15 protein-coding genes are annotated in these 14,169 nt (G+C 66.7%); 7 read left to right on the forward strand and 8 right to left on the reverse strand.

The genetic code is table 11. The features are described from left to right. The first annotated feature begins 92 nt into the window (after window positions 1-92). Window positions 93-3,548, forward strand: a complete 3,456-nt coding sequence (locus tag ACEWPL_RS00080; protein WP_393935335.1) for a chromosome segregation SMC family protein — start codon at window positions 93-95, stop codon at window positions 3,546-3,548. Here the strand turns inward: ACEWPL_RS00080 and ACEWPL_RS00085 are convergent, their stop codons facing one another. Together ACEWPL_RS00085 and cbiB are read right to left on the reverse strand one after the other, a co-directional pair. Next, window positions 3,549-4,718 carry a lytic murein transglycosylase gene (locus ACEWPL_RS00085; protein WP_393935333.1) on the reverse strand — a complete coding sequence of 390 codons (1,170 nt, stop codon included), beginning with the start codon at window positions 4,716-4,718 and terminating at the stop codon, window positions 3,549-3,551. Between the two features lie 99 nt (window positions 4,719-4,817). Further along, window positions 4,818-5,729, reverse strand: coding sequence for an adenosylcobinamide-phosphate synthase CbiB (gene cbiB / locus ACEWPL_RS00090; RefSeq protein ID WP_393935331.1), 912 nt, complete (start codon window positions 5,727-5,729; stop codon window positions 4,818-4,820). A 190-nt stretch (window positions 5,730-5,919) separates the two neighbouring features. Here cbiB and ACEWPL_RS00095 point away from each other — a divergent pair, with 190 nt between their 5' ends. Then, window positions 5,920-6,288 carry a hypothetical protein gene (locus ACEWPL_RS00095; protein ID WP_393935329.1) on the forward strand — a complete coding sequence of 123 codons (369 nt, stop codon included), beginning with the start codon at window positions 5,920-5,922 and terminating at the stop codon, window positions 6,286-6,288. 41 nt (window positions 6,289-6,329) lie between these two features. On the opposite strand, the gene ACEWPL_RS00100 is transcribed toward ACEWPL_RS00095, so the two are convergent. Beyond that, complete coding sequence (locus tag ACEWPL_RS00100; RefSeq protein WP_393935327.1) at window positions 6,330-7,499, reverse strand: MalY/PatB family protein; 1,170 nt, start codon at window positions 7,497-7,499, stop codon at window positions 6,330-6,332. 109 nt (window positions 7,500-7,608) lie between these two features. Here ACEWPL_RS00100 and def (ACEWPL_RS00105) point away from each other — a divergent pair, with 109 nt between their 5' ends. Genes def (ACEWPL_RS00105) through ACEWPL_RS00120 form a run of 4 tightly spaced genes read left to right on the forward strand, consistent with a single transcriptional unit; the run spans window position 7,609 to window position 9,795 of the window. Then, window positions 7,609-8,127, forward strand: coding sequence for a peptide deformylase (gene def, locus ACEWPL_RS00105; RefSeq protein ID WP_393935325.1), 519 nt, complete (start codon window positions 7,609-7,611; stop codon window positions 8,125-8,127). 1 nt (window position 8,128) lies between these two features. Next, entirely contained in the window at window positions 8,129-8,626 is a 498-nt protein-coding gene (gene def, locus ACEWPL_RS00110) for a peptide deformylase (RefSeq protein ID WP_393935323.1), read from the forward strand. Between the two features lie 2 nt (window positions 8,627-8,628). Then, the gene (fmt, locus tag ACEWPL_RS00115) at window positions 8,629-9,543 is read left to right on the forward strand and encodes a methionyl-tRNA formyltransferase (protein WP_393935321.1); all 915 of its coding nucleotides are present in this window, start codon (window positions 8,629-8,631) and stop codon (window positions 9,541-9,543) included. Window positions 9,544-9,552: 9 nt separating this feature from the next. Beyond that, the gene (locus ACEWPL_RS00120; RefSeq protein ID WP_393935319.1) at window positions 9,553-9,795 is read left to right on the forward strand and encodes a hypothetical protein; all 243 of its coding nucleotides are present in this window, start codon (window positions 9,553-9,555) and stop codon (window positions 9,793-9,795) included. Window positions 9,796-9,848: 53 nt separating this feature from the next. On the opposite strand, the gene ACEWPL_RS00125 is transcribed toward ACEWPL_RS00120, so the two are convergent. From ACEWPL_RS00125 to ispH, 5 genes are read right to left on the reverse strand one after another with little or no spacing between them, the layout of a single operon-like run. Further along, window positions 9,849-10,472, reverse strand: a complete 624-nt coding sequence (locus ACEWPL_RS00125) for a trimeric intracellular cation channel family protein (RefSeq protein WP_393935317.1) — start codon at window positions 10,470-10,472, stop codon at window positions 9,849-9,851. Further along, window positions 10,469-10,930 carry a ribonuclease HI gene (gene rnhA / locus ACEWPL_RS00130; RefSeq protein ID WP_393935315.1) on the reverse strand — a complete coding sequence of 154 codons (462 nt, stop codon included), beginning with the start codon at window positions 10,928-10,930 and terminating at the stop codon, window positions 10,469-10,471. Before rnhA ends, ACEWPL_RS00125 begins: the two co-directional genes overlap by 4 nt. Continuing rightward, entirely contained in the window at window positions 10,923-11,516 is a 594-nt protein-coding gene (locus ACEWPL_RS00135; RefSeq protein ID WP_393935313.1) for a class I SAM-dependent DNA methyltransferase, read from the reverse strand. The genes rnhA and ACEWPL_RS00135 overlap by 8 nt, the downstream gene beginning before the upstream one ends. Next, window positions 11,513-11,965 carry a DUF3429 domain-containing protein gene (locus ACEWPL_RS00140; RefSeq protein WP_393935311.1) on the reverse strand — a complete coding sequence of 151 codons (453 nt, stop codon included), beginning with the start codon at window positions 11,963-11,965 and terminating at the stop codon, window positions 11,513-11,515. Before ACEWPL_RS00140 ends, ACEWPL_RS00135 begins: the two co-directional genes overlap by 4 nt. Next, complete coding sequence (gene ispH, locus ACEWPL_RS00145; protein ID WP_393935309.1) at window positions 11,962-12,912, reverse strand: 4-hydroxy-3-methylbut-2-enyl diphosphate reductase; 951 nt, start codon at window positions 12,910-12,912, stop codon at window positions 11,962-11,964. Before ispH ends, ACEWPL_RS00140 begins: the two co-directional genes overlap by 4 nt. A gap of 92 nt (window positions 12,913-13,004) precedes the next feature. Here ispH and ACEWPL_RS00150 point away from each other — a divergent pair, with 92 nt between their 5' ends. Beyond that, a complete protein-coding gene (locus ACEWPL_RS00150) occupies window positions 13,005-14,162 on the forward strand; it encodes a TIGR03364 family FAD-dependent oxidoreductase (protein WP_393935307.1) in 1,158 nt (385 codons plus the stop codon). Window positions 14,163-14,169: the final 7 nt, after the last annotated feature.

The raw sequence follows: 14,169 nt of genomic DNA on the forward strand, positions 1-14,169 counted from the left end.
GCGGGGTAATATCGTTGACAGAAGGGTGCTGTGCGCCGCAAATTGGCGGCCACCAAGGCTGATAGGCCGCCACCTCGGAGACTGACCGCCCCTTGCGATTTTCCAAGCTCAGACTGAACGGCTTCAAAAGCTTTGTCGACCCGACCGATCTTATCATCGGCAGCGGGCGCACCGGCGTGGTCGGCCCCAATGGCTGCGGCAAGTCGAACCTGCTGGAGGCGCTGCGCTGGGTCATGGGCGAAAACCGCCCGACCGCAATGCGCGGGGGCGGGATGGAGGACGTGATCTTTGCCGGGGCATCGTCGCGGGGCGCGCGCAACTTTGCCGAGGTGACGATCCATATCGACAATGCCGACCGCCTTGCGCCCCCGGGGTTCAACGACAGCGATCACATCGAGATCATTCGCCGCATAACCCGCGACGTGGGCAGCGCCTATCAGGTCAATGGCAAGGATGTGCGCGCGCGCGACGTGCAGATGCTGTTCGCCGATGCCTCGACCGGCTCGCATTCGCCCGCGCTGGTGCGTCAGGGCCAGATCTCGGAACTGATCAACGCCAAGCCCAAGTCGCGCCGCCGCATCCTGGAGGAGGCGGCGGGCATCTCCGGCCTCTACCAGCGCCGCCACGAGGCCGAGCTGAAATTGAAGGGCGCAGAGGCGAACCTTGCCCGCGTCGATGATACGGTCGATCAACTGGCCGGCCAGCTTGCCACGCTGGCCCGGCAGGCCCGGCAGGCCGCGCGCTATCGCGCCATCGGAGACGAACTGCGCACCGCTGAGGGGCTGCTTCTCTACCGGCGCTGGCGCGAGGCGGATGAGGCGTTGAACGTCGCGCGCGCCGAGCTGCGCGAGCGCACCGCCGCCACGGCGCAGGCAGAAGGGGCAGCGCGTGAGGCGGCCAAGGCCCGCGCCGCTGCCGACGATGCCCTGCCCAAGCTGCGCGAGGAAGAGGCGATTGCCGCCGCCGTGTTGCAGCGGCTGACGGTCCAGCAGGGCAGCCTTGCTGATCAGGAAACCGCCGCGCGCACCCGGATCGAGACGCTGGAGGGCCGCATCGCGCAGCTTATCCGCGATATCGACCGCGAGGCGGGCCTCAATTCCGACGCGGGCGACACGATCAAGCGGCTGGAATGGGAGCAGGCCGAGCTGGCCAAGGCGTCCGAGGGGCACGACGCCCGGCTGGAGGCAGCCGCCGAGGCAGCGCGCGAGGCCAGCCAGACCTTGCAGGCACGCGAGGCGGACCTCTCGACCCTGACCGAGGATGTCGCGCGGCTATCGGCGCGGCACCAATCGGCGCAGCGCTTTCTGGCGGATAGCCGCAAGACGCTGGAGCGGAGCGAGGCCGAGGAAGCGCGCGCGCGGGCCGCGGTAGAGGAGAGCCGCGCCGCGATGGACAAGGCCGGGGCCGAGTTCGACGCGGCCACCCAGGCCGAGACGCAGGCGCAGGCCGCTGCCGAGGCCGCTGAGGCCACGCTGAGTGCCGCCGACGCCGCGCGCAGCGATACCCAGACGCGCGAGGCCGCCGCCCGGGCAGAGCGCAGCGAGGCGGAGGGCGAGCTGAGCGCAATCAGCGCCGAGGTCTCGGCGCTTGCGCGCCTTCTGGAGCGGGACACGGCCGAGGGCGGCCAGATTCTGGACCGGCTACAGGTGCAGCAGGGTTATGAAAAGGCGCTGGGCGCGGCGCTGGCCGATGATTTGCGCGCGCCGCAGGTGGGCCCGGATGGTCCCTCGGGCTGGGCCGAACTGCCCCCTTATGAGGTGCCCCAGAGCCTTCCCGAAGGCGTGCCGGCGCTAACACAGAATGTCTCCGTGCCCGACGTGCTGGCCCGCCGGATGGGGCAGATCGGACTGGTCGATTCGGATGACGGGCTCCGCCTGCAACCGCAGCTGAAGCCGGGCCAGCGGCTGGTCAGCCTGGAAGGCGATCTCTGGCGCTGGGACGGCTACCGCGCCTGGGCCGAGGATGCGCCCTCGGCCGCCGCACTGCGGCTGGAGCAGCTCAACCGGCTGGAAACATTGAAGCAACAGATGGCCCATGCCACCGCGCGCGCCGATGGCGCCAAGGGCGCGCATGAGGCGCTGGGCCGCCAGTTGGCCGAGCGGACCGAGGCCGATAAGGCCGCGCGCGCCGCCCGCCGCGCCGCCGACGCTGCGGTCAACGACGCCTCCCGCGCGCTCAGCCGCGCCGAGGCGGATCGCAACCTTGCAGCCTCCAAGCTCGAATCGCTGGGCCTTGCCGTGACGCGCCACCGCGACGAGGCGATGGCCGCACGCACCCAGCTGGCCGAGGCCGAGAAGGGCGTGGCCGATCTGGGCGATCTCGAGGCCGAGCGCGCCCGCGCCGAGGATATCAAGATGACGGTCGAGGCCGCGCGCATCACCATGATGACGCGCCGGTCCTCCCATGACGAGTTGCGCCGCGAGGGCGACGCGCGCCTGCGCCGCAGTCAGGAAGTGACCAAGGAAATCAGCGGTTGGCGCCACCGGCTGGAGACCGCCGAAAAGCGCAGCGCCGAGCTGCAGGAGCGCAAGGAGGCCTCCGAGGCCGAGCTGGCCGAGGCGGCATCGCAGCCTGAGACGCTCGCCGCCGAGCGCGCCGCGCTGGCGGGCAAGACGACCGAGGCCGAGACGCGGCAGGCCGCCGCCCGCGATGCGCTCAGCACGGGCGAGGGCGCGCTGCGCCAAGCCACCGAGGCAGAACGCGCGGCCGAGCGCGCCGCCGGCGAGGCCCGGGAGGCCCGCGCCCGCAGCGAGGCGCGCACCGATGCCGCCGCCGAGGCCCGCCGCGCCGCGCATCAGCGCATTGCTGACGAGCTCGAAACATCGCCCGAAGCGTTGCTGGAATCGCTGGAGGCCGATGTCGACAAGATGCCCGGCTCGGAGGCGATCGAAGCCGAGGTCAACCGCCTGAAACGTCAGCGCGACGCGCTGGGCGCCGTCAACCTGCGCGCCGAGGAGGACGCGAAGGAGATCGAGCAAGAGCACGGCACGCTGATCACGGAAAAGACCGACCTCGAAGAGGCGATCAAGGCGCTGCGCAGCGGGATCGCCAGCCTTAACCGCGAGGGACGCGAGCGGCTGCTGACCGCCTTCGAGCAGGTGAATTCCAACTTCGCCATGCTGTTCAAGCACCTCTTTGGCGGCGGCGAGGCCAATCTGGTGCTGGTCGAAAGCGACGACCCGCTGGAGGCTGGCCTTGAGATCATGTGTCAGCCGCCGGGCAAGAAACTGAGCGTTCTCAGCCTGCTATCGGGCGGTGAGCAGACGCTGACCGCGCTGGCGCTGATCTTCGGCGTCTTTTTGGCCAATCCCGCGCCGATCTGTGTGCTGGACGAGGTGGATGCACCGCTGGACGACGCCAATGTCGCGCGCTTCTGTGATCTGCTGGACGAGATGTGCCGGCGCACCGAGACGCGGTTCCTGATCATCACCCATAACGCGGTGACGATGAGCCGGATGGACCGCCTTTTTGGGGTGACCATGGCCGAGCAGGGCGTGTCGCAACTGGTCTCGGTCGATCTGAAAAAGGCCGAGGCGATGGTCGCCTGATCAGAGGCGGTCCAGCAGGTCGCGCGTCGGCCACGCATCGGCGGGCAGGCCCAGTTTTCCTTGCTCATCCTGAACCGCCGCGCGTGTTCCGGCGCCCAGGATGCCGTCGATCCCGCCCACGTCATACCCGCGCGCGGCCAGTTTTTCCTGCAGGCGTTTCATCTGCGCGGAGGAAAGGCCCGGATCGGGATTGCCCTTGTCCATGACAGGCGCGCCTTCCAGCCGCGTGGCAAAATAGGCGGCGGTCAGCACGTAGGTATAGCTTTGATTCCATTCGAAAAGAACGTGGAAATTCGGATAGGCGATAAAGGCCGGGCCGCCGCGCCCCTCGGGGACAAGAATGTTGGCGGGCAGGTCCGCGGCCAGCGTGCGCTCCCGCGCCGAAACGCCCAGATCGGCCCATTCCGCGCCGGTCTTGGTGGTGCGCAGCCCGGTTTGGGACCAGTCGAGATCCTTTGGCAGAACCACCTCCTGCAGCCACGGCTCATTCGCGCGCCAGCCCAGATGGCGCAGCATCTGCGCGCCCGACATCAGCGCATCGGGCGCGGAGGTTTTCAGCGTGACATGCCCGTCGCCATCACCGTAGACTCCGTTGTCCAGAATGTCCTGCGGCAGCATCTGCACCATCCCGATCTCGCCCGCCCAAGCGCCGGTGGTGCGCGCCGGGTCGAATTCGCCTTGCTCGAAGAGAGTGAGCGCGGCAAAGATCTGCGGGCGGAAAAGCGCGGGTCTGCGGCAGTCATGCGCGAGGGTGACAAGCGCATTCAACGTGTTGAAATCGCCTTGGAAGCCGCCGAAATCCGTTTCGAACGCCCAGAAGGCCAGCAGGATCCCGCGACTGACGCCATAAGTCTCCTCGACCTGGTCGAACACAGAATCCAGCGACTTGCCCTGGGACTTGCCGGTGTTCAGGCGGTTGGACGAGATGAGATGGTTTGCGAATTTCGTAAACGGTTTTTGAAACACACCCTGCGCGCGATCGGCCTTTAGGACGGCGGGGTCCTGCGTGACCTTATCGAAAAAGCGTTGCGCGGTCGCCGTGTCCTGGCCGCGGCTGACTGCCTCCTGCCGCAGATTGGCGACAAATCCGCCGAAATCGCCGCCGCAAGGCGCGGCAAGGGCAGGCGCCGCGCAGAGGGCGAAAGCGGACAGGGCGGGCAGGATGCGCATGAAAAAACCTCATGTTTGGACGTGTTTGAGCGCAGCTTGACGCATTTCCGGGCAGGCCGAAACCGCAAGTTAAGGATTGCGCCCGCATAATGCAGGGGATCACGCGAGGAGGGCGACCAGACATGCACAGACCAACACGGCGCCCCAGGCGCGCCAGAGCATACGGACCGCCGCCTCTATCTGCGCGGGGCCGCCATTTCGCAGGCCATCCGGATTGACGAACGGATAGTCCTGCAACTGCCCGCCATAGGCGCGTGGCCCCGACAGGGCCACACCGATGCTGCGCGCCAGCGCGGCCTCGGGCCAGCCGCCATTGGGCGAGCGGTGCTGGCGCGCCTCGCGCGTGATATCCTCCCAGGAGGGGCGCGGTTGCGTCAGCAGGACGATCAGGGCGGCGCTCAGCCGCGCCGGGATGAAGTTCAGCAGGTCGTCAAGGCGCGCTGCGGCCCATCCGAAGGCTTTGAATCGGGGCGTGCGGTGGCCGATCATGCTGTCCGCCGTGTTGGCCGCCTTGTAGACGGCGAGGCCCGGCAAGCCCCCCAGCGCGAGCCAGAAAAGCGGGGCGATCACCCCGTCGCTGAAATTCTCGGCCGCCGATTCGATGGCTGCGCGGGTGATGTCCGCGGGCTCCATCGCGATGGTGTCGCGGCCGACGATCATCGCGACGGATTTGCGCCCCGCCTCGGTCGTTTGGCGCAGGGCGGTGGCGACGGCAGTGACGTGATCGACAAGGGATCGCTGCGCGAGCAGAATGGCCGCAGTGATAACGGTTGCGACCTCACCCAACTGCGTGATGACAAGCGCAGCGGCCCATGTCCCAAGACAGAGAAGCAGAAGCGCCGCCATCCCTTTGGCCCGGCGCGCGCGACCGCGGTTCAAGCGCCGCTCCAGTGCATCTATTGCGCGGCCCATCAGCACGGCGGGGTGGGGTAACCGCGACCAGATCCAGCGCGGTTCGCCCATCGCGGCGTCAAGCAGCATGGCAAGTGCAAGTATCGCGGCGATGGTCATCGGCATGTCCTTGAAGGGCGGTGGCGCGGGGCCTCATGCGTTTGAGCGGATATGGCCGAACGGTGCAAGGGGCGCCGCGCGCGGGCTTGGCAAATCGGTGACGCACAGAAGTTTCGTAAATTCTTAACTTGATTGAAACAGGATTCGGGGCATCGTTGTTGCCAGGGGACTGCCAAGGAGGGGGAACGAAATGGACATGCATTTGCCGCGCGACGTGCAGGACGGGCTGGAGGCCGCCCGCCGTGCCGCGCAGTTGAAGAGCCATCGGCTGAGGGTCGAGGTCGGCGATGTCTCCTACCGCGTGCTGCGCGCGTGGCCGGGCGGATTCGCGGTGGACGCGGCGGATGCGCCGCATTTGCGCGGTCTTGTCGATCTCTATGACGGCAGTCGGCACCTGTCCCATTGCTTGATCGTCGCCGCCTCGGAAGAGGGCGGCGAGCGCATTTTCGACTACAAACTGATGACGGAAGCCAGCGGCGAGCAGCCGGCCGATTTCGTGCGCGACGCGGACGCCCCGGCGGGCCTGCTGGAGGGGCCTGCGCCGCGTAGCCGCGCCTAGATCAACGCCGGGCACGACCCTCGGCCGAGTTCGAAGCGAGATTATTGCAGGTCAGCGAAAGCCTCCTGCAACCGCTTGACCGCCTCGGCGATGCGGGCGCGCGGGGTGGCGAGGTTGAAGCGCAGGAAATCTTCGCCGCCGCTGCCGAAAGTTGCGCCATGGCTGGCCGCGATCCGGGCCGTCTTCTCGACGCGGTCGGTGACTTCCGCCGGGCTCATCCCGGTGCCCGAGAAATCGACCCAAGCCAGATAGGTTGCCTCTAGCGGCATGGAGCGCGCGCCGGGTACGGTGCTGATGCCCTCGTCGAATAGCTTGCGATTGCCGTCTATATAGGCGCATAGCGCGTCCAGCCAGGCCGCGCCTTCAGGGGAATAGGCCGCCTCGGTCATGTAGAGGCCGAAGGAGTTGGCCGAAATCCCCATGGCTGCCATCCGCGCCGCAAACCGCTTGCGCAACGCCGGGTCGTGAACGATGACATTCCCCGTATGCGAGCCTGCGATGTTGAAGGTCTTGGTCGTCGCCGACATCATGACCAGCCGATCCTCCACCCCGTCAATCCGCGCCATCGGGATGTGCCGATGCCCCGGCATGACAAGATCATGGTGAATTTCATCAGAGACGAGGATCAGGTCGTGGCGCCGGGCAAAATCGGCGACCTCTTCCAGCTCGGCCTCGGTCCAGACGCGCCCGCCGGGATTGTGCGGCGAGCAGAGGATCAGCATCGTCTCGCGGCCTGTCATCTGGGCATCGTAACGCTCGAAATCCATGACATATTTGCCGTCCTCCAGCGCCAGGGGGCATTCCACCACCTCGCGGCCCGCCGCTTTGATGACACGCGCAAAGGCATGGTAGACGGGCGTGAAGAGAACCACGCCATCCCCCGGCGCGGTAAAAGCATCGACGCACATCGCCGTTCCGTTGACGAGGCCATGTGTGGTGAAAATTGCATCCTTGTCGACGCTCCAGCCGTGCCGCTCTTTCATCCACCACTGGATGGCGGCGCGGTACGTGCCCTCGTCACCGTAATAGCCGTAGATGCCATGGTCATGCATCGCCGCGACCGCATCCGACACGCAGGAGGGCGGGCGGAAATCCATGTCGGCGACCCACATGGCGATCCCGTCCTTGGGGCTGACGCCGTAGAGCGGCTCCATCATGTCCCACTTGCTGGAATGGGTGCCGACCCGGTCGATGATTTCGTCGAAGTTCATGCGGATCTCCTTGTTGCCGCGCGATTTCAGGCTGGCAGGCACGCTAACGGGTAGGGCGGCAGGCGCAAGGGCCGTTGCACTGGCGCGGTGCTTGTCCTACATGCCCTGCATGAAAATGCCGATCCTGATCCACCCCGATCCCCGCCTCAAGAAGGTCTGCGCGCCCGTCGACGACGTCACGGGCGAGTTGCGCACGCTGGCCGAGGACATGCTGGAAACCATGTATCACGCGCCGGGCATCGGCCTTGCCGCGCCGCAGGTGGGCATCCTCAGCCGCCTGATCGTGATGGATTGCATCAAGGAAGAGGGAGAGCCGGCCCAGCCGGTGGTGATGTTCAACCCCGAGGTGACAGCCAGTTCAGAGGCGCTGAATACCTACGAGGAGGGGTGCCTGTCGATCCCCGATCAATTCGCCGACGTGACGCGCCCCGCCGAGGTGGAGGTCCGCTGGATCGACATGAATGGCAAGGAGCAGACCTCCGGGATGGACGGCCTCTGGGCCACCTGCGTGCAGCACGAGATCGACCATCTGAACGGCAAGCTGTTCATCGACTATATTGGCCCGATGAAGCGTCAGCTGATCACGCGCCGGATGCAGAAGCTGAAACGCGAACAGGCGCGGGGCTAGGGTGACTGTGCGCCGCTGCATTCCCTGGCCGGACAAGCGGCTGCGCACGCCCGCCACGCCGGTCGAGGCGATCACGGATGAGGTCCGGTCGCATTGGGACGACATGATCGACACGATGGAGGCGATGCCGGGCGTTGGCCTTGCCGCGCCGCAGATCGGCGTGATGCTGCGCCTTGCGGTCGTCGATGCCAGCGACGGGCGCGGGCAAGGGGTCCGCATGGCCAATCCCGAGGTGTTGCATGCCAGCGCGCAGATGCGCCCGCATGAGGAGGCGAGCCCCAACCTGCCCGGTCTCTCGGCGCTGGTCGCGCGGCCCCGCGCGGTGACGGTGCGCTTTCTCAATGAGGCGGGCGAGATGGAAGAGCGTGACTTTGTCCATCTCTGGGCAACGTCGGTGCAGCACCAGATCGACCATTTGAACGGGCGGATGTATTACGACCGTCTGACTAAGCTGCGCCGCGACATGTTCCTGCGCCGCGCACGTAAAGTGATGGGTTAGCTGTGCGCGTTATCTTCATGGGAACCCCAGATTTTTCCGTTCCGGTGCTTGAGGCGCTGGTGGAGGCGGGGCACGATATCGCGGTCGTTTATTGCCAGCCGCCGCGCCCTGCGGGACGCGGCAAGAAGGATCGCCCGACGCCCGTCCATGCGCGCGCAGCCGAGCTTGGGCTGGAGGTGCGCCATCCGGTGTCATTGAAGGGCGAAGCCGAGCAGGCTGAGTTTGCCGCGCTGGGCGCAGATGTGGCCGTGGTCGTGGCCTATGGGCTGATCTTGCCGCAGGCGGTACTGGATGCGCCAGAGTGGGGATGCCTTAATATCCACGCCTCGCTTTTGCCGCGCTGGCGCGGGGCGGCGCCGATTCACCGCGCGATCATGGCGGGCGACGCCGAGACGGGTATCTGCGTCATGCAGATGGAGGCGGGCCTTGATACCGGGCCTGTGCTGATGCGGCAGGCGACGCAGATCGGCCCCTTCGAGACAACGGGCGCGCTGCATGACCGGCTGAGCGCGATGGGTGCTGCGCTGATCATCGAGGCGCTGCAGAAGCTGGATGAATTGACACCCGAGGTGCAGCCGGAGAACGGCGTGAGCTATGCGGCCAAGATCGACAAGGCCGAGGCGCGCATCGACTGGAGCCGTGATGCCGCGCAGATCGATTGCCAGATCCGGGGCCTATCGCCCTTTCCGGGCGCGTGGTGCGAGGTGGACGGCGTGCGGGTCAAGCTGCTGGCCTCGACCGAGGCGAGTGGCGCAGGCGCGCCGGGCGAGGTGCTGGAGGCCGGAGAGGGCGGCGTTATCGTGGCCTGCGGGCAAGGGGCCGTGCGGCTTTTGCGCTTGCAGAGGGCCGGGCGCGGCACGCAGGATGCCGGCGATTTCCTGCGCGGCATGGCCATGCCGCCGGGCACGAGGCTATAGGACAGGCATATGTTTCCAACCATCATGGGCACGGTCGTGATCGCAGGGATCGTCGGCTACCTTTCCGAAAAATCGGGCTTCACGCGCAACGGCATTCTTCAGTCGATCATCATATGCATCGGTGGCGCATTTCTGGCCTATTTCCTGCGGCTCATGTTCGGCATCGGCTTTGGCTCGCCGGGGCTGAATGCCATCGCTTCCTCGGTGGGCGCGCTGATCATCGTGCCGACGCATTGGCGCGGGCGGCGCTAGACGGGCGAACGAACATAGCCAGTCGGGATTTTTCCTAGTGAAGCAGGGCCGCGTTACTGCCGCGGAGGGCGCGCCTTGTAGACGGGCAGGGACCAGCCGAAGGCGAGCGAGCCCGCGCGCAGTGCCCAGGTGGCCGCGGCGCAGCCGCCAAGGACGATGAGCGGATCGCCGGTGAACTGGCTGAGAATGACGGCGGTGAGTGCGCCGGAGAAGGCGGCGGTGACATAAAGCTCGCCCTGTTTCAGCACCAGGGGCACTTCGCCGATGACGACGTCGCGCATTAGGCCGCCCATGCAGCCGGTGACCATGCCCATCAGCACGATGATCGGCGCAGGCTGCGCCATCAGCATCGCGACCGAGACGCCCGCTGGCACCGCGACGGCCAGCGCGAAGGCATCGAGCCACAGGAGCCAGCGATAGCGGCTCTCCACCAAGTGCGCGGTGAAGAAAATGAGTGCGGCGGCGGAGGAAGCGATGAGGATATAGGTTGGATCGCCCATCCAGAAGATCGGGTTGCGGTCCAGCATCACGTCGCGCAGCGTGCCGCCGCCCACAGCCGTCAGGCAGGCGATGAAAGCAAATCCGACGATATCGAGCTGCGCGCGGCTGGCCACCAGCGCGCCGGTGAGCGCGAAGATGAGGACCGAGGCATAGTCCAGCAGGACCGGCGCGCTCATTTGGCGGACTTCTTGAAGGGGGCCATGCCCTCGCGGGCAAGCTCGTCCGCGCGCTCGTTCTCGGGGTGGCCGGCATGGCCCTTGACCCATTCCCAGGTCACGTCATGGCGGGCCTGCGCCTGGTCAAGGCGCTGCCACAGTTCGGCATTCTTGACCGGCTTTTTCGCGGCGGTCTTCCAGCCATTGCGCTTCCAGCCGTGGATCCAGCCGGTGACGCCGTTCTTGACGTATTGGCTGTCGGTCACGATGGTCAGTTTCGACGGTTTGGCAAGCGTTTCCAGTGCGTTGATCGCCGCCAAAAGTTCCATCCGGTTGTTGGTTGTGCTGGCTTCACCCCCACTGAGGCATCGCTCCTTGACGATCCTTTCGCCATCCATCGCGCGCAGGAGAGCGCCCCAGCCGCCCGGGCCGGGATTGCCGGAACAAGCCCCGTCGGTATAGGCGAAAAGCTTAGCCATGGGCGTGGACCACAACCCAGTCGGACATCTGGCCCGACAACCCCTTGTCGCGGCCGGTCCAGCTGGCCTCGGGGGTGAAGCCGGCATGTTGCAGCAGCGCGCGCAGCTCGTCCTCGGTGTAGTAGGTATAGAGGCGTCCGATCGTGTCACGCTCCTCGCCCGCACCCGTTTTCATACCGATATGAAAGAGGCCGCCGGGTTTCAGCGCCGTTTTCAGGGCCGCAAGGTGGCGCGGCAGATCGGCGCGCGAAGCGTGCAGGAGGCTGAAATTGGCCCAGATCCCGTCATAGAGATCATTGCCGGAGATATCGTCGAAGTCGGCCTGCAAAGCGGTCACGCCGGGGCGCGCGGCGGCCATGTCGACCATCTCTGGCACCGCGTCGGTCGCATCCACCCGCAAGCCGGCCTTGGCCATTTGCGCGGCGGCCCGCCCCGGTCCGCAACCGAGATCCAAAACGCGGGCGTTCGGCGGCATGGCCGCGAGGAAGGTGGCAAGATGCTTGTCACCCTCCAGATCCGCCGTCATGTCGTCATAGGCCTGCGCCTGAGCGCTGTAGACGGCCAGCGTTTCGGGATCGACGCTCATGCGAAGGCCCCGATGGCAAGGCAGACCAGCACGATGACGGTCAGAAGGACGCGCAGCTGCATCCACCATGCAGGCGCGACGCCGTAGCGCCAGAAGAGCCAGTCGAGCGCCAGGAGGCCGGTGAACCCTGCCATCAGCGAAATGCCTGCACTCGACGGCCCGCCGCCCGTGGTGAAAAAGGCCCAGAGCGCGGGGATCACCGAGAGGCCATACCCGGTTGCCGCCTGTGCGCCGTCCAGTTTGGTGGCAAAGCCCCAGAGGACGCCGGACATGAAGGCAAGGATGATCGCGCCGTAGAAGAGCATCACGTAAGGGCCGGCAAAGCGCGGGCCGATACTGCGGATCGTCCATTCGGCAAGGGTCGGGTTAAGGACCGTCACCGCGCCCCAGACGAACGGGATCAGCCCGGCGAGGCCGAGCATCAGGGCAGAGCGCGGGATGGACGTCACGCGGGTGTCCTCAGCACGCGGGGCACTTTGAATTCCACGTTTTCAACGGCTGTCTCGACCTGCTTGATGGTGACGTCATAACGCGCCTGAAGCGCCTCGATCACCTCGTTGACTAGCACTTCGGGGGCCGAGGCGCCGGCGGTGACGCCGATGGTGCGGATGCCCTCGAGGCTGCGCCAGTCGATATCGGCGGCCCGCTGGACCAGCTGGGCATAGCCGCAACCCGCACGCGCGCCGACCTCGACAAGACGGCGGGAATTGGAGGAGTTGGGCGCGCCGACGACCAGCATCGCCTCGCATTCGGCGGCCATCGCCTTGACCGCCGCCTGCCGGTTGGTGGTGGCGTAGCAGATGTCTTCCTTGTGCGGCCCCTGAATGGCCGGGAAGCGGGCATTCAGCGCGGCGACGATGCCAATCGTGTCATCGACGCTGAGCGTGGTTTGCGTGACATAGGCCAGCGCATTTTCGTCGCGCACGTCCAGGTTGGCGACATCCTCTTCGGTCTCGACCAGAAGGACCGCGCCGGGGGGCAATTGGCCCATCGTGCCGATGGTCTCGGGGTGGCCCTCGTGGCCGATCATGATGATCTGCAGGCCCGCCTCATGATGGCGCTCGGCCTCGATATGCACCTTGGAAACCAGCGGACAGGTGGCATCGACATAGATCATCTGCCGCTTGTCGGCCTCGGCGGGCACCGATTTGGGCACGCCATGGGCGGAAAAGATCACCGGGCGATCATCGGGGCATTCGTCCAGCTCTTCAACGAATACGGCCCCCTTGGCGCGCAGGTCATCTACCACGTATTTATTATGCACGATCTCGTGCCGCACATAGACGGGTGCGCCCCACTTGCTCAGCGCCATCTCGACGATCTTGATCGCGCGGTCGACGCCCGCGCAAAAACCGCGCGGCGCCGCAAGATAGAGGGTGAGGGGGGAATTTGTCATGGCAGTGCTCCTTGACTGCACAGGTAAGGGACTGGCGCCGCTGCGTCCAGAGGGGCAGGCCGAATTGCCGCGCTTGACGCGGGCGGGCGCCCGTGGACAACCTGCGCGCAACATGGGGGCAGGCGATGACATATGATCTGGCGGTGATTGGCGGTGGGATTCTGGGCCTCGCGCATGCGTGGCAGGGCGTGCGGGCGGGCATGCGCACCGCCGTGTTCGAGCGCAGCGCCTATGCCGACGGTGCGTCGGTGCGTAATTTCGGCATGCTGGCTATCGCGGCACAGCAGCCGGGGCCGGAGCTGGAAAGTGCGCGCGCCGGGCTTGCCGCCTGGCAGGAGGTCGCGGCGGGCGCCGGCATTTTGCTGCGCCAGGCCGGATGCCTCTTCGTTGCGCGCCGCCCCGAAGAGATGGACCTGCTGGCCGAGCGGGCGGCGGCCCGCGGCCCCGGTGTGCAGGATTTCGCGCTGATCGGAGCAGAGGATCTGGCTCGCTATGCGCCGGGTCTGCGCGAGGATGCGCTGGGCGCCCTCTATAGCCCCGAGGCGTGGAAGGTCGACCAACGCGGCGCGCCCGCTGCCATTGCCGCGTGGCTGGCGCGGGCGCATGGCGTGACCTTTCACTTTGGCACCGAGGTGACCGATGTCGCGGATGGCCGCATCGAAACCGCAGAGGGACGTCACACGGCGGACCATATCGTCATTTGCGGCGGCAACGAATTTGACCGGCTCTGCCCCGAGGTCTGGGCGCAAAGCGGCGTGTCCAATTGCCGCTTGCAGATGCTGCGCACCATGCCGCAGCCCGAGGGCTGGCGGCTGGCGCCCTTCGTGATGGGCGGGCTCAGCATGACGCGCTACAGCGCGTTTGAGCAATGCGGCGCCCTGGCCGCGCTGCGCGCGCTGCAGCAGGCGCAGATGGCCGAGGCGGCGAAGCACGGCGTGCATGTCATCATCGTGCAGGAGGATGATGGCAGCGTCACCTTGGGGGATTCGCACCACTACGGCGCAGGCGCCGCCCCGGACGATCCCGCCCGCGTCGATGACCTGATCCTTGCCGAGACCGACGCTCTGATGAGATTGCCCGAGCGGCGCATCGCCGCGCGGTGGGTGGGTAATTATGCCTATTTGCCGGGGCAATCCCTGCTCAGGGTCGCGCCGTCTGCGGGCGTTACGGCCGTGACCAATACGAACGGTCAGGGGATGACGCATGGATTTACCGTCGCCGCCGAAACCATCGCCGAAATCACGGCCTGACCCGGCA

Source organism: Roseovarius roseus (genome assembly GCF_043355935.2).
Taxonomy (GTDB): domain Bacteria; phylum Pseudomonadota; class Alphaproteobacteria; order Rhodobacterales; family Rhodobacteraceae; genus Roseovarius; species Roseovarius roseus.

Bases quoted from the DNA above. Each gene is read 5' to 3' on its own strand.
- ispH (WP_393935309.1), bottom strand. From the start codon at position 12,912: ATGACAAATTCCCCCCTCACCCTCTATCTTGCGGCGCCGCGCGGTTTT.
- ACEWPL_RS00135 (WP_393935313.1), bottom strand. From the start codon at position 11,516: ATGAGCGTCGATCCCGAAACGCTGGCCGTCTACAGCGCTCAGGCGCAG.
- ACEWPL_RS00100 (WP_393935327.1), bottom strand. From the start codon at position 7,499: ATGAACTTCGACGAAATCATCGACCGGGTCGGCACCCATTCCAGCAAG.
- rnhA (WP_393935315.1), bottom strand. From the start codon at position 10,930: ATGGCTAAGCTTTTCGCCTATACCGACGGGGCTTGTTCCGGCAATCCC.
- ACEWPL_RS00120 (WP_393935319.1), top strand. From the start codon at position 9,553: ATGTTTCCAACCATCATGGGCACGGTCGTGATCGCAGGGATCGTCGGC.
- ACEWPL_RS00095 (WP_393935329.1), top strand. From the start codon at position 5,920: ATGGACATGCATTTGCCGCGCGACGTGCAGGACGGGCTGGAGGCCGCC.
- cbiB (WP_393935331.1), bottom strand. From the start codon at position 5,729: ATGACCATCGCCGCGATACTTGCACTTGCCATGCTGCTTGACGCCGCG.
- def (WP_393935325.1), top strand. From the start codon at position 7,609: ATGAAAATGCCGATCCTGATCCACCCCGATCCCCGCCTCAAGAAGGTC.
- ACEWPL_RS00125 (WP_393935317.1), bottom strand. From the start codon at position 10,472: ATGAGCGCGCCGGTCCTGCTGGACTATGCCTCGGTCCTCATCTTCGCG.
- ACEWPL_RS00085 (WP_393935333.1), bottom strand. From the start codon at position 4,718: ATGCGCATCCTGCCCGCCCTGTCCGCTTTCGCCCTCTGCGCGGCGCCT.